Here is a 13,758-nt window from a genome sequence, read left to right as displayed (position 1 = left end):
GAAACGGGCGGCGCCCCCGCGGACAAATGTCCGCGGGGGCGCCGCTCAGTGCGGTGATCGCGCCGGGGTCAGCTCACTTGAGCTCGGAGCTGGACAGGTCCAGGATCCGGCGCGCGATCACCAGCTGCTGGATCTGCTGGGTGCCCTCGAAGATGTCGAGGATCTTGGAGTCGCGCGACCACTTCTCCAGGAAGCTGCGCTCGGAGTAGCCGTAGCTGCCGGCCAGCTCGACCGCGCCCAGGGTCACGGCGGAACCCGTGCGCCCGGCCTTGGCCTTGCACATCGACGCCTCCTTGGTGTTGGGCATCTTGTTGTCGGCCATCCACGCCGCGCGGAGCGTGAGCAGGTAGGAAGCCTCCCAGTCGGCTTCGAGGTCGAGGTACTTGGCGACGGCGGCCGGCTGGCTGGTGGCCGGACGGTCGTAGTCGATCTCCATGCCGGCCTCCTCGAGGAGGGTGCGGATCTCCTCGAGCGCGGCCCGGGCGACGCCCACGGCCATGCCGGCGACCAGCGGCCGGGTGTTGTCGAAAGTCTGCATGGCACCAGCGAAGCCCTTGTCCACGCGGACCTCCGGATCGCCCAGAAGATTCTCTTTGGGGACCCGGCAGTCGGTGAAGCTGATCTGCGCCGTGTCCGAGGCCCGGATGCCGAGCTTGTGCTCCAGCCGGTCGACGGAGACGCCGGGATGGTCCCGGGGCACGACGAAGGACTTGATCGCGGCGCGGCCCTTGCTCTTGTCCAGGGTCGCCCACACCACGATGTGATCCGCGCGCTGGCCCGAGGTCACGAAGATCTTGGTGCCGTTGATGACGTACTCGTCGCCGTCCAACCGCGCGGTGGCCGAGACGGCGGCCGAGTCGGAGCCGAATTCGGGCTCGGTGATGGCCATCGAGGCCCACACCCGGCCGAACTTCTGCATCTGCTCGTCGCTCGCCACGGCGGCGATGGCGGAGTTACCCAACCCCTGGCCGGGGACGGACAAGGTCAATCCCGCGTCGCCCCAGCAGGTCTCGATGGCATTGAGCAGCGACTTCATATTGCCGCCGTTGGACACGCCCTCGCGCCGGGGTGCGCGACCTGATCCCATGGTGGCGCCGGAGGCCGCCTGACCGGCGTCCTCCATGGCCTCCATCATGGCCTTGAGGGTGTCCAGCTCGACGGGGTACTCATGCTCGGCGAGGTCGTACTTGCGGGAGATGGGTCGGAAGATCTGCATGGCCACCTGGCGGGCCTGGTTTGCACCCGCCTGCAGCTTCTTGGGGATTTCGAGATTGATCATCGCTTCAGGTCCTTGGTCCGGTTCGGGAGTGTGGCGGAGCGGGCGGACGTCACAGGACCACCACGCCCTCGGCCACTCCCACGGCGCGCAGGTCGCGATACCACCGCTCGACCGGGTGTTCCTTGGTGAACCCGTGGCCACCGAGCAGCTGGACACCGTCGAGGCCGATCTTCATACCTTTGTCCGCGGCGATCTTGCGGGCCAGCGCGGCCTCGCGGGCGAAGGACAGTCCCTGTTCGGCGCGGGCGGCGCCGCGCCAGGTGACCAGGCGCATGCCGTCGAGTTCGGTGGCCATGTCGGCCACGGCGAACGCGACCGCCTGCCGGTGGGCGATGGGCTCGCCGAAGGCGTGACGCTCCTTGACGTACGGGGTCACGTAGTCCAGGACGGCGTGGGAGGTGCCCACGGCGAGGGAGGCCCAGCCCAGACGCGACAGGCGGATGACGTCGGCGTAGGCCGAGGACCGGTCCTCCGGCGAGACGTCAGCGCCACCGAGGATGGCGTCGGCGGGAAGGGAGACGTCGGTGAGGACGAGTCGGCCGAGGCCGGCGGCGCGCAGGCCCATGGACGGGTCGGCCTCCACCACGAGTCCGTCGGTGTCGGATTCCACGACGAAGAAGGTCGGCGCGCCGTCGAGGGAGGCGGCGACGACGAAGAGTTCCGCGCTGCCGGCCGTGGGCACCATCGACTTGACGCCGCTGAGCGTGAACCCGCCGACGGTGCGGGTGGCGGTGGTCTTGAGATTGAACGGGTCGAAGAGTGGCTGCGGCTCGGCCACCACGACGGCGGCGGCGGGGACCTGCTCGGAGGCGAACGCCGGGAGGTATGACTTCTGCTGGGTGTCCGAGCCGAACTGCGTCAGGGTGGTGGCCACGCCGGAGGGGGCCAGGATCGGCAGGGCCAGGCCCATGTCGCCGTAGGCCAGGGCCTCGGCGACCAGCGAGTTGGTCACCACACCGCGCTCGGACGCGATGCCCTCGAACTCCTCGGGCACGTTGAGCATGGTGGCGCCGATCTCGGCCGAGCGCTCGAGCAGCGACGCGGGTGCCTCGGCGGCGGCGTCGGCGTCGTGCGCGGCCGGCCGGATGACCTCGGCGGCGAACTCTCGCACGGTCTGCGAGATCATCTGCTGGTCCTCGTCCAGCGTGAGGTCGAACAGGTCGGGCCGGGCCTCGGAGTCGGGAAGACGCTTGGGTGCGCCGCCGCCGGAGACCTTCTTGAACGACTTGGTCGCTGCACCGAGGGTCTTGAAACCGGTCTTGGTGGCCTCGTAGGTGACCCGGTCGACCTTTTGCCGCAGGCCGAAGCGCTCGGCGAACTCCGACCCGGTAATGGTGGTCAGCGCGCGCATGGCGGCGCCGATGGCGTCGATGCGCGCGGGGTTCTTACCCGGTGTCGAGGTCTCCGCGCGTCCGGTCGTGGACGGGGCTGTGGGGTTCTTGCTCATCATCACCAGCTGTTCTCGTGACGGACGGTGGACGGTGCTGTCCCTGACACCTTACTTCGGAGTAAGTTCCGTGCGCCACTCTTTCCTCGAACCCGTCCGTCCCGCCGGTGGGTCGGACGGGTGTCAGCCGCGCAGGAGGTCGACCGTCTGCTCGACCGCACCCGGGCGGCCGGCCACGAACCAGTCGTAGCCGCCCACCTCGACGGTCGCGCACACCCCGCCCGCCCCCTCGACGAGTGCGCGGCCGGGTAGCCAGTCCCACTCGGGGCAGGAGTGCTGACACCACACCGTGTGGATCCCACACGCGACGGAGGCCAGGTCCACGGAACCGGACCCGAGCATCCGGATGGTCGCCGCGCCACGGCTCACGCGGTGGAAAGGCTCGGCGAGTTGGGGATCGTCGAAGAACGGCGGGTGCAGGTAGGTGGCGAGGCTGCCGGCGGCCAGGTCACCGGGGGCCAGGCGCGCGACGGGTACCCCGTTGCGGCGCGTCGGCACGTCCGAACCGCCGACGAAGGTCTCCCCGGTGACCGGTCGGTGGACCGCGCCGAGCAGATAGTCTTCCTCACCGGTGACCGCGACGGCCGAGCACCAGTAGTCGGAGCCGGAGACGAAGTTGTAGGTGCCGTCCACCGGGTCCACGACCCACCGTCGTTCGCCGTCGCCCGCGACGAGGGAGCCCTCCTCGCCCAGGACGCCGTCGGACGGACGGTGGGCGGCCAGGAGTGCGGTGATGTGCCGCTCGGCCGCATCGTCGGCCTCGGTGACCACGTCGGAGACGGAAGTCTTGCGCCGGACGTCGAGCCCGTGCTCGCGCAGTCGCCGCGCGAGGTTTCCGGCGTCGACGACGAGGCGGGCGGCCAGATCGGCGTCGGTCATCCCCCCGGTGGACTCGTCGTGCAGGGGGCCCGGTTGTCGGGTGTCCATGGACGTTCACTTCCTCCACTTGGTCGTAGCGGCTCACTGACCACGAGCGGTAGCGGGTCCGAGGCATCCGACGCTACCGGCGGGGGTGACGATCGGAGGCGCGGCAGGCCACGCGGAAGGGGCGGGTGGGCAAACGCTGGAAGGCGCCCGGGCCGCGTAGAGTCGGATAACGTGCACCCTGACGTTTCTGCCGACATCGCTGCCCTCGACGCGACCCTGACCACGGTCGAGAAGGTCCTCGACATCGAGGAGCTGGCCCGACGCGTCGACGAGCTCGAGCAGATGGCCGCCGACCCGGACCTGTGGAACGACCAGGACCGGGCGCAGAAGGTCACCAGCGAGCTGTCCTACATCCAGGCCGACCTGCGCCGCTGCCGGGATCTGCGGCAGCGGATCGAGGACCTGCCCCTGATGTACGAGCTGGCGGAGGAGGAGGGCGACGGCGCCGTCGAGGAGGCGGACTCCGAACGCGCCAGCCTGCGTGAGGACGTCGAGGCCATGGAGGTCAAGACGATGCTCAGCGGTGAGTACGACCAGCGTGACGCCGTGGTCAACATCCGTGCCGGTGCCGGTGGCGTGGACGCCGCGGACTTCGCAGAGATGCTCATGCGCATGTACATCCGGTGGGCCGAGAAGGCCGGCCACAAGGTCGAGGTGTACGACACCTCGTACGCTGAGGAGGCGGGGATCAAGTCCGCCACCTTCGTGGTCAAGGACCCCTACATGTACGGGACGCTGTCCGTGGAGCAGGGAGCGCACCGGCTGGTGCGGATCTCCCCGTTCGACAACCAGGGCCGCCGCCAGACCTCCTTCGCCGAGGTCGAGGTGCTGCCGGTCGTGGAGACCGTCGACTCCATCGAGGTGCCGGAGAACGAGGTCCGGGTGGACGTCTACCGCTCCTCGGGTCCCGGTGGCCAGTCCGTCAACACCACCGACTCGGCCGTCCGCCTCACCCACGTCCCGACCGGGATCGTCGTGACCTGTCAGAACGAGAAGTCGCAGCTGCAGAACAAGGTCGCCGCCATGAAAGTGCTGCAGGCCAAACTGCTCGAGCGCAAGCGCCAGGAGGAGCGGGCCGCCATGGACGCGCTCGGTGCGGGTGGCAACGCCTCCTGGGGCAACCAGATGCGGTCCTACGTTCTGCACCCGTACCAGATGGTCAAGGACCTGCGCACCGAGTACGAGGTGAACAACCCGTCCTCGGTCCTCGACGGTGACATCGACGGGTTCATCGAGGCCGGTATCCGATGGCGCATGCGGGAGGGGGCGGACGCCTAGTGGCCTTCCGGACAGACTTCAGCGGAGTCCTGAACTGGCTCAGCAACGACGGCCTGGAGGTCGTCCTCCTCGTCCTGGGAGCCGCCCTGATGACCCGGGCGATCGGCAAGATCGCCCGGATGTGGACCGGCCGGATCGACGCGAGGAACGCCGACAAGGAGTTGTGGTCGGAGGAGTCCAAGCACCTCCACTCCCTCGTCCAGGTCGTCTCCTACGTAGCGGTGGGAATGCTGTACATCCTGTTCGGCATCCAGATCCTGCTGAGGTTCGGCGTGAACCTCGTCACGCTGGTGGCGCCGGCCACCGTCCTCGGCGCCGCGCTGGGTTTCGGCGCGCAGAAGATCGTCCAGGACTTCCTCGCTGGCTTCTTCGTGCTGGCCGAACGTCAGTACGGTTACGGTGACATCGTCGAACTCACCACCGCGACCGGCGTCGCCGCCGGGACGATCGAGGACGTCACGCTCCGGGTCACCCGGCTGCGCACCCTGGACGGCGAGGCGGTCATCGTCCCCAACGGTCAGATCGTCACCGCGATCAATCAGTCCCAGGACTGGGCTCGTGCGATCATCGACGTCCCCGTGCCCAACAATGCCGACATGGACAAGGCGCACGAGGTGCTCGCGGAGGTCTGTCGCGACATCGTCCACGACGATCGTGTGGGCGAGTACGTGCTCGACGAGCCGTCGGTCATGGGTGTGCAGTCGATCAGGCTCGAGCAGACCGTCATCCGACTGCTCGCCCGGACCAAGCCGGGAATGCAGTGGGAGGTGGGCCGTCGGATGCGTGCCGTCATCCTCCGCCGCTTCCGCCAGGAGGGGATCGTCCTGGAGCCGGAGGCGCTGGCCGCCATCCGCGCCGGGATGCTGCGACCGCAGACCGGAGAGGGGAGCGTCTGATGGCCCGGCACAGGGATGATGACACGGTCCGGCCCGACGAGACGTCCCCGCAGGGCGCCGCGATCGACGACGACCCGATCCTCGACCGGCCCGATCCGCTCGGGTTGGGGGGGACCCCACCACCGGACGCACCCTCGCGGCGTGCGAGACCGTGGATCGTCGCACTGCTCGTCGAGTTCTTCAGGATGTCTCGGACGACCGCGATCCTCCTCGGCGCGTTCGTCCTGGCGGGCGCGCTGTATCTGTTCGTCCGCGACGAGCCGGTGGTCGCCTTCAGGCCGCAGCCCGAGCGGGAGTCCACCGGGACCTCGGAACCGGCCGAGCCGGTCGACCCGTCGTCCACGCCGACGGATCAGACCACCGACACCACGGCCCCGACCTCGAGCTCGCCTCCGATCCCCACGGGAACGGGCTCACGCACTACCGGCACTACCGCGACGGGTGCCGACGGGCTCCCCGGAGGCGCCGATCAACAGTCCCCGCAGCAACAACAGCAACAACAGTCCCCGCAGCAGCAGCCCGACCAGCAGTCGCAACCGCAGCTGCAGCAGGAGGCCCCGGGCGCCGGGGAGACCTCGGTGCCCGGCGGCGCCCTCGAAGGGTAGCGCCGCCGGGTGGCCGCGCCGGGGCCGCCGCCGCGTTGTTCGACCGCTCCCGCATGCCTGCGGCCTGTGTGGCGTTAGGCTATTGGTGTGATCACTGCTTCCCGTGTGACGAAGTCGTACCCGTCCTCGACGCGTCCGGCGCTGTCCGACGTGAGCGTGGAGATCGGTGACGGCGAGTTCGCGTTCCTCATCGGTGCGTCGGGATCGGGCAAGTCCACCTTCCTGCGGCTCGTGCTCCGCGAGGACCGCCCGGATTCGGGCACCCTCACCGTCGCCGGTCACGACCTCACGCGCATGAAGGGCTCCGACGTGCCCGTGCTGCGACGTTCTCTCGGCTGCGTGTTCCAGGACTTCCGTCTGCTGGAGAACAAGACGGTCGCGGAGAACGTCGCGTTCGCACTGCAGGTGATCGGCAAGTCCCGCCGGACCATCGACAAGGTGGTGCCGGAGACCCTGGACATGGTCGGGCTGGGCGGGAAGGCCGATCGCCGACCTCACGAACTCTCCGGTGGGGAACAGCAGCGGGTCGCGATCGCGCGGGCGTTCGTCAACCGCCCGGTGCTGCTGCTGGCGGACGAACCGACGGGCAACCTCGACCCCGAGACCAGCGAGGACATCATGCTCCTGCTCGACCGGATCAACAGGACGGGGACCACCGTGCTCATGGCGACCCACGACAGGCACATCGTGGACCGCTCGCGGCGCCGCGTGGTGGAACTGGTCGACGGCTCGGTCGTCCGCGACGACACCCGCGGGACCTACGGGGTGGACCGCTGATGGCCGCCGGGTTCGTCGCCTCCGAGGTCGGGCAGGGACTGCGCCGCAACCTGTCCATGACGGCGGCCATGATCATCACGACGGCGGTGGCCTTGGGCATGCTGGGGGCGGGCCTGCTCGTGGCCATGACCGCGTCCGCGAGTCAGGACAAGTACGACTATCTCAACGAGTTCCGCGTCTACGTGGACCGGTCGATCTCGGTGGAGGATCCGGACTGCGCGGCGGAATGCGGCCGGATCCTCCAGCGGCTCGAGACGACGCCGGGCGTGGCGTCGGTGGAGTACAAGAACCCCGAGGAGACCTACGCCGAGTTCGTCGACCTGTTCTCCTCGACGGACCCGGTGCTGGTGGAGTCGACCTCGCCGGACGCCCTCGGCTCACGGTTCACCCTCACGCTGACCGACCCCACGCGGGCCGAGGCGGTGGCGCGTGACCTGGCGGAGGTGGACGGCATCGAGATCGTCCAGGGGCAGGGCGAACTCGTCGAACGGGTCTTCTCCGTCCTCGACGGGGTCCGCAACGCGGCCTTCGCGATCGCTGTCGTCCAGCTGCTGGCCACCGTCCTGCTCATCGCCAACATGACCCAGATCGCGGCGTTCACCCGGCGGACCGCCCTGGGGATCATGCGACTGGTGGGCGCGAGCCGCTGGTACACGGAATTGCCGTTCGTCCTCGAGGCGGTGATCGCGGCGGTGACGGGTGCCCTCCTCGCGGTGGGCGGCTTGCTGGTGGCCAAGAACGTCTTCCTCGACAGGGTGCTGGCGGAGGCCTACCGCGCGAACCTGGTCGAGCGGATCACCACCCCCGACATCCTTCTCCTCGCACCGGGGCTGGTCGTGGCGGGCGCGGTGGTCTCCGCGCTCACCGCCTGGATCACCCTGAGGCTCACGGTTCGGCACTGAACGCGCCCTCCATCTAGACTCTGGGGGCTGCGGAACGGCGGCGAGGGCACGGCAATCAGGAGGTGAGGCGACGTGGCCAAGAAGAACAAGAAGAAGGGCGCGTCGTCCCTCGGCTCCGACGGGAGCATCGTCGCGAGCAACCGCAAGGCCCGGCACGACTTCCAGATCCTGGAGACGCACGAGGCCGGCATCGCGTTGGTCGGCACCGAGATCAAGAGCATGCGTGAGGGCAAGACCTCGCTGGTCGACGCGTTCGCGACGGTCGACGACGGCGAGGTCTGGCTCCGCGGACTCCACATCCCCGAGTACTCGCACGGGAGCTGGACCAACCACGCCCCGAAGCGTGCCCGGAAGCTCCTGCTGCACCGCCGCGAGATCGACTCGCTCGTGGGCAAGGTGCGCGACGGCAACGCCACCCTCGTCCCGTTGTCGCTCTACTTCGTGGGCGGCCGGGTGAAGGTCGAGCTGGCCGTCGCACGGGGCAAGCAGGCGCACGACAAGCGCCACGACATCGCCCGCCGGACCGCCGAGCGTGAGGCCGTGCGTGAACTCGGCAGGAAGATCAAGGGCATGCGGGCATGATGCCGGTGGCGCTGGCGTCGACTTCGGCGGTGGCGTACGGCATCAGCGACTACCTCGGCGGTGTGGCCTCCCGCCGCGCCCGCGTGCTGCGCGTGGTCAGCGTCTCCTATCCGCTGTCGATCGTGCTGGTGGGCGTCGCTGCCCTGGTCGCCGGTGGGTCGCCGACCGGGGTCGGTCTGGGGTGGGGCCTGGCCTCCGGGATGGCCTCGGGTGTCGCGGTGTGGTCGTTCTACCTGGCACTCTCCCGCGGGCCGATGAGTGTGATCTCGCCGATCACGGCGGTCCTGGCGGCGGCGGTTCCGCTGGCGTTCGGTCTGGCGGCGGGGGAGCGGCCCGCGCCCGCGGCGGGGGCGGGCATGGCGCTCGCGCTGGTGGCGACCGTGTTGGTCTCCATGGAGAGCCGGGACGGCTCGTCCGCCCTGCACGGGCGCCTCACCCGTCGTCTCCTGGGGCTCACGCTCTTCTCCGGGCTGGCGTTCGCCGCGTTCTTCGTGTTGTTGGCGCAGGTGCCGCCGGGCCAGGGCCTGTGGCCGGTCGCGGCCTCGCGGATCGGGGCGACGGTGATGCTGCTGGTCGCCGCGGTCGCAGCCCGCGAGTCATTCCGTTTCTCCCGGCGTCTCATCGCGATCGGCGTGGTGATCGCCGTGTTCGACGCCGTCGCCAACGGTGCCTTCTACTTCGCCTCGCAGGCGGGGATGCTCTCCCTGGTCAGTGTGATCGCGGCTCTGTACCCCGCCTTCACCGTGGCGCTGGCGATCGCCCACGGCGGGGAGCGGATGCGCGCGGTCCAGATGGTCGGACTCGTCCTGGCGGGGGTGGCGATCTCCCTGCTCGCGCTCGGCTGAACGGGGTGCTCGGCTGAACCGGGTGCTCGCCTGACCGGGGAGAGCGGGATCACCCTGGCGGGCGGCGTGTCACCGGGGTAGGGTGGGGAGTCCGTCGGCGGAAGTCGGCGGTCCTGACGGGGCTGACTTGGTTTCGACTACGTGAGTTGACGCAGGGGAAGCGTGCCGGTGCAGGCCAGAGACCACCGTAAGCGTCGTGGCAACCAATTACGCGCCGATACCAATCAGCGCGACTACGCCCTCGCTGCCTGATAGCGAGCCCGTAGTCTGTCGGCCCGGGGTCGCTCTCGCCCCGGTCACCGGCATCATTCAGAGAGATCACCGGCTCACCCGGTCACGGGGTGGGTCGGGACATCACACAGTGACTGGGATCGTCATCACCGACATGTCCGCATGAGGGTGAGATCCGAGTAGAGGCCAACGCGGACTGCGCACGGAGAAGCCCTGCCGATGCTGCGGAGGACCCGGGTTCAATTCCCGGCAGCTCCACCATTCGGGCCACACCCCCGGTCGACACCGACCGGGGGTGTGGTGCATTTGCATCGATGGTGCGCGCGCGGGGTCGCTCCCGCCGCTTCGGTACCCTCTGGCGTAGTGCCGGTCACCCGGAAGAGGTCGACGGTCTCCCAGTAGAGAAAGGCCTGCGTACACGTGAACGCCAAGCCCAACAAGAACACCAAGGTCCTCCAGACAAAGTCCAACAACGGGATGATCATCACCGTGGTCGCGCTCATCGCGGTCGCCGTCGTGGTCCTCGGAGGCGTCGTCTGGATGGCCCAGCGGGGCGGCGAGGCCAACCCCATCACGTTCGGCGAGACCAACGACGAGCTGATCGACATCACCGAGACCGGCGTGGTCGTCGTCGGCCCGGACGAGGCACCGACCGTCCAGATCTGGGAGGACTACATGTGCCCCGCATGTGGCTCCTTCGAGGCGCAGTACGGTGAGTCCATCTCCGAGGCCGTCGAGGCCGGGGATCTGCAGGTCGAGTTCCACACCCTGAACTTCCTCAACGGCCAGTCCGGCTCCGGTGAGTACTCCACCCGCGCGCTCGCGGCCATCCAGTGTGTCGCGGCCAAGGACTCCCTGCCCGTGTTCTTCGACGTCAAGAATGCGTTCTTCGCCGAGCAGCCGGGGGAGGGCGGCGGCGACCTCTCGGCCCGCGAGCTGGCGGACATCGCGGAATCGGCCGGCGCGAACGCGGACTCGGTCGAGTGCATCGGCAACGTCGAGTCCAACGGCGGCATGGACAAGGCCTCCGACAGTGCGGACAACGCCCAGCAGAGCATCCGCGAGATCACCGATCGCGTGTCCACCCCGACGGTCGCCCACGAGGGCGAGGTCGTCGACATCGGCAACGCCGCCTGGCTCCAGGACATCATCGCGTAACTCGTCCGGAGAACCGCCCGGTGCTCGTTCCGGGTACGTACGTGTGGCCCGGCCCCGCCCTTCCCGGCGGGGCCGGGCCCGATTTGGAGGCCCGAACCGTGGTGGTGTAACTTAGGTCGGGCCGGTCACCGAGAGGTGAGCGGCGGACAAATGGATACGGGGCTATGGCGCAGCTGGTAGCGCACCACACTGGCAGTGTGGGGGTCAGGGGTTCGAGTCCCCTTAGCTCCACCGAGGACGAGATCCCGGGACAACGGAAACGATGTCCCGGGATCTCGCCATTTGGCGTCTTCCGCCATCCGGTCCGCGGTCGTAGTGTCGGGGTGTGGCGGGACCAGGGGAGATCACGGACGTCGTCGACGTGCTCGACGCGCTCGTCGACCACGGTCGGCTGGTCGGGTACGTCTGTGGCGTCCGCGAGAGCGGGCGCTCCAGGATCGTCTCCGGCGGAGCCCGTACCGTGGGCGGACCCGCGCTGGGGGAGGACGCGGTGTTCCCACTGTCGTCCAACACCAAGCCGGTCGGCGGGATCCTGGCGATGCGTCTCGTGGAACGAGGCGTACTGACCCTCGACGACCCGGTGGACACGTTCTTGCCCGAACTGGCAGACCCTCGCGTGCTGGCCACGCCGGACGGCCCGCCGGACCACACGGTCCCGGCCGAGCGGCCCGTCACCCTGCGGCACCTGCTCACCATGACCGCGGGGGTCGGCTGGGCGGGGGAGAACCCCGCGCTGTCGGAGGCGATGTCTGACCGTGGGGTCGCCCCGGGACCGTACGCCCCGGCCGTCGCGCCGGACGAGTATCTCCGGCGCCTGGCGGAGCTGCCCTTCGCGGGCCAGCCGGGCCAGCAATGGTGGTACCACACCAGCAGCGATGTCCTCGGGGCGCTCCTCGCCCGCGCCACCGGCTCATCCGTGACCGAGTTGCTGGCCGAGTACGTCACCGGGCCACTGGGGCTGGCCGACACGGGGTTCACGGCCGACCTCTCCCGTCTCCCCACCTCGTACGGCCTCGGGCCCGACGGCAGGGTTTCGCCACTGGACACCGCGGGCAGGTTCGCGGTGCCGCCGGTCTTCGAGTCCCTCGCCTGCGGCCTCGCCGCGACGGTGGGCGATTATCTGGAGCTGTTGGGTGTGCTCGTCGACGGTGGCCCGGTGCTCGACCCGGAGAGTGCTCGGCTGATGGCCACCGACCACCTGACAGCGCGGCAGCGGGCGAGTGCGGAGGGTTTCCTCGGGCCCGGCTGCGGCTACGGGTTCCAGGTGGAGGTGCGCCCGGGCGGCGTGGTCGGCTGGGCCGGGGGACTGGGGACGATCGGGTACGTCGACCGCGGCACCAGGCGGGCCGCGGCGGTCTTCACCACCCAGTCCTTCGACGTCCCCGGCACGACCGAGGCGCTCGAGACCGTCTGGTCGCTGCTGCGCTGACGACCCGTCCTCGCGGACCGGTCAGCGCCACCACGTGTCGAGCGGGGTGGCGGGCACCGTGCGCTTGTGGCGCGAGCCCAGGAACAGCTGCTCGATCCGCGCGGACGCCTCGGGCGGGATGCCGTCGCGGCCCTCGAGGTAGTCGTCGATCTGGGCGTAGGTCACGCCGAGGGCGACCTCGTCGGGCAGGCCCGGCCGGTCGTCCTCGAGGTCGGCGGTGGGGACCTTGCGCCAGGTGGAGTCCGGCGCGCCGAGGTGGCGTAGCAGTGCCGCGCCCTGTCGTTTGGTGAGACCGGTCAGGGGGGTCAGGTCGACCCCGCCGTCGCCGTATTTGGTGAAGAAGCCGGTGACCGCCTCGGCGGCGTGGTCGGTGCCGACGACGAGGAGGTTCAGTTGCCCGGCCACGGCGTACTGGGCGATCATCCGCTCACGCGCCTTGACGTTGCCGCGGACGAAGTCACGGAGCGGCCCCGCCTCGTCGGGCAGAGCCGTGAGTGCGGCGGAGGCGGCCTCGGAGGCGGCGTCGGACGCGGGGCGGACATCCACCGTGAGACTCTCGTCCGGACGGATGAACTCCAGGGCCGCCTGCGCGTCGGCCTCGTCGGACTGTTCGCCGTAGGGCAGGCGCATCGCCACGAACCGGGCGCGCGACATCCCCTCGTCCCGCAGTCGCTCCGCGGCGAGCTGACAGAGCCGGCCGGTCAGGGTGGAGTCCTGCCCGCCGCTGATCCCCAGGACGAAGCCCGTGGCGGGGGTCGAACGGAGGTAGTCGGCCAGGAACGTGACCCGCGTTTCGACCTCCTCCGCGGGATCGATGTCGGGACGGACGCCGAGTTCGGCGATGATGGTGGCGCGCAGGGCGGCAGCGCGGTCTGTCGTGGTCTCGGTCATGGCGTCAGCATAGGAACCACGTGTGACGACCGCGTGACATCTCCGCCGGTGGCCGCGAGTACCCGGAGCGCGGTCGGGGTGCGGTCGGGGTGCGGGCGGGGCGCCCTCCGTCGCCGGTTGGAGTTCTGGTCGGGCAGTCCGTTACGATGGACCAGTTGTGTGTCGTACATCCGGCCTTTCGGGACGGACGTGTCGCACAGTGATCCCCAGTCGTGTCGGCGGCCATAGCGGCCGCCCCGAGAGCCTAAGGAGCGCCAGATGAAGGTCCGCAAGTCCCTTCGGTCGCTGAAGAACAAGCCGGGCGCCCAGGTTGTCCGTCGTCGCGGCAAGGTCTACGTGATCAACAAGAAGGACCCCCGTTTCAAGGCCCGCCAGGGCTGACATGTCCGCGTGAGTCCTCACGCACCCTCGAGGGCCCGCCACCGGTTCGCCGGCGGCGGGCCCTCGTCGTCGTCCCCTCGTCGTCGTGGCCTCCCCGGCGCGCCCCGCGACCCCGCGGCCTCGCGACCGC

At 69.7% G+C, this 13,758-nt stretch carries 14 protein-coding genes, 1 tRNA gene and 1 other RNA gene; 12 read left to right on the top strand and 4 right to left on the bottom strand.

What is annotated here, in order from left to right; all coding sequences use genetic code 11:
• Positions 1-73: 73 nt before the first annotated feature.
• The 3 genes from G6024_RS07790 to G6024_RS07780 form a co-directional block, all read right to left on the bottom strand.
• Positions 74-1,279 (bottom strand): acyl-CoA dehydrogenase family protein, encoded by a 1,206-nt coding sequence (locus tag G6024_RS07790; protein WP_159148415.1) that lies wholly within the window; start codon positions 1,277-1,279, stop codon positions 74-76.
• A gap of 49 nt (positions 1,280-1,328) precedes the next feature.
• Positions 1,329-2,729, bottom strand: a complete 1,401-nt coding sequence (locus G6024_RS07785; RefSeq protein WP_069388449.1) for an acyl-CoA dehydrogenase family protein — start codon at positions 2,727-2,729, stop codon at positions 1,329-1,331.
• Between the two features lie 120 nt (positions 2,730-2,849).
• Positions 2,850-3,653: an inositol monophosphatase family protein gene (locus G6024_RS07780; RefSeq protein ID WP_069388450.1), complete on the bottom strand. Its 804-nt coding sequence runs from the start codon at positions 3,651-3,653 to the stop codon at positions 2,850-2,852.
• 171 nt (positions 3,654-3,824) lie between these two features.
• Here G6024_RS07780 and prfB point away from each other — a divergent pair, with 171 nt between their 5' ends.
• The 11 genes from prfB (at position 3,825) to G6024_RS07725 (ending at position 12,356) form a co-directional block, all read left to right on the top strand.
• The gene (gene prfB, locus G6024_RS07775) at positions 3,825-4,931 is read left to right on the top strand and encodes a peptide chain release factor 2 (RefSeq protein ID WP_159148414.1); all 1,107 of its coding nucleotides are present in this window, start codon (positions 3,825-3,827) and stop codon (positions 4,929-4,931) included.
• Complete coding sequence (locus G6024_RS07770) at positions 4,931-5,827, top strand: mechanosensitive ion channel family protein (protein WP_069388452.1); 897 nt, start codon at positions 4,931-4,933, stop codon at positions 5,825-5,827. Before prfB ends, G6024_RS07770 begins: the two co-directional genes overlap by 1 nt.
• Positions 5,827-6,432, top strand: coding sequence for an Rv3103c transmembrane domain-containing protein (locus G6024_RS07765; RefSeq protein WP_159148413.1), 606 nt, complete (start codon positions 5,827-5,829; stop codon positions 6,430-6,432). The genes G6024_RS07770 and G6024_RS07765 overlap by 1 nt, the downstream gene beginning before the upstream one ends.
• Before the next feature lie 87 nt (positions 6,433-6,519).
• Complete coding sequence (gene ftsE, locus G6024_RS07760; RefSeq protein WP_159148412.1) at positions 6,520-7,209, top strand: cell division ATP-binding protein FtsE; 690 nt, start codon at positions 6,520-6,522, stop codon at positions 7,207-7,209.
• On the top strand, positions 7,209-8,111 hold the full coding sequence (ftsX, locus tag G6024_RS07755; RefSeq protein WP_159148411.1) for a permease-like cell division protein FtsX: 903 nt from the start codon (positions 7,209-7,211) through the stop codon (positions 8,109-8,111). The genes ftsE and ftsX overlap by 1 nt, the downstream gene beginning before the upstream one ends.
• Positions 8,112-8,183: 72 nt before the next feature.
• Positions 8,184-8,693 (top strand): SsrA-binding protein SmpB, encoded by a 510-nt coding sequence (smpB, locus tag G6024_RS07750; protein WP_067712405.1) that lies wholly within the window; start codon positions 8,184-8,186, stop codon positions 8,691-8,693.
• A 29-nt stretch (positions 8,694-8,722) separates the two neighbouring features.
• On the top strand, positions 8,723-9,538 hold the full coding sequence (locus G6024_RS07745; RefSeq protein WP_478213482.1) for an EamA family transporter: 816 nt from the start codon (positions 8,723-8,725) through the stop codon (positions 9,536-9,538).
• A 118-nt stretch (positions 9,539-9,656) separates the two neighbouring features.
• Positions 9,657-10,030: a transfer-messenger RNA gene (gene ssrA / locus G6024_RS07740) on the top strand.
• A gap of 159 nt (positions 10,031-10,189) precedes the next feature.
• Positions 10,190-10,927: a DsbA family protein gene (locus G6024_RS07735; RefSeq protein ID WP_235027807.1), complete on the top strand. Its 738-nt coding sequence runs from the start codon at positions 10,190-10,192 to the stop codon at positions 10,925-10,927.
• 158 nt (positions 10,928-11,085) lie between these two features.
• Positions 11,086-11,158, top strand: a tRNA-Ala gene (locus tag G6024_RS07730).
• Positions 11,159-11,252: 94 nt separating this feature from the next.
• Positions 11,253-12,356: a serine hydrolase domain-containing protein gene (locus G6024_RS07725; protein WP_235027806.1), complete on the top strand. Its 1,104-nt coding sequence runs from the start codon at positions 11,253-11,255 to the stop codon at positions 12,354-12,356.
• Between the two features lie 21 nt (positions 12,357-12,377).
• On the opposite strand, the gene nadE is transcribed toward G6024_RS07725, so the two are convergent.
• Positions 12,378-13,247, bottom strand: a complete 870-nt coding sequence (nadE, locus tag G6024_RS07720) for an NAD(+) synthase (protein WP_159148410.1) — start codon at positions 13,245-13,247, stop codon at positions 12,378-12,380.
• 258 nt (positions 13,248-13,505) lie between these two features.
• On the opposite strand from nadE, the gene ykgO reads away from it, so the two are divergent.
• Positions 13,506-13,628: a type B 50S ribosomal protein L36 gene (ykgO, locus tag G6024_RS07715; RefSeq protein ID WP_003852698.1), complete on the top strand. Its 123-nt coding sequence runs from the start codon at positions 13,506-13,508 to the stop codon at positions 13,626-13,628.
• The last annotated feature ends 130 nt before the right edge of the window (positions 13,629-13,758 follow it).

This window comes from Dietzia maris (assembly GCF_014144855.1).
GTDB lineage: Bacteria > Actinomycetota > Actinomycetes > Mycobacteriales > Mycobacteriaceae > Dietzia > Dietzia kunjamensis.
Note: the sequence above shows the minus strand (reverse complement) of the source record. Positions and strands in the feature narration are given on the sequence as shown.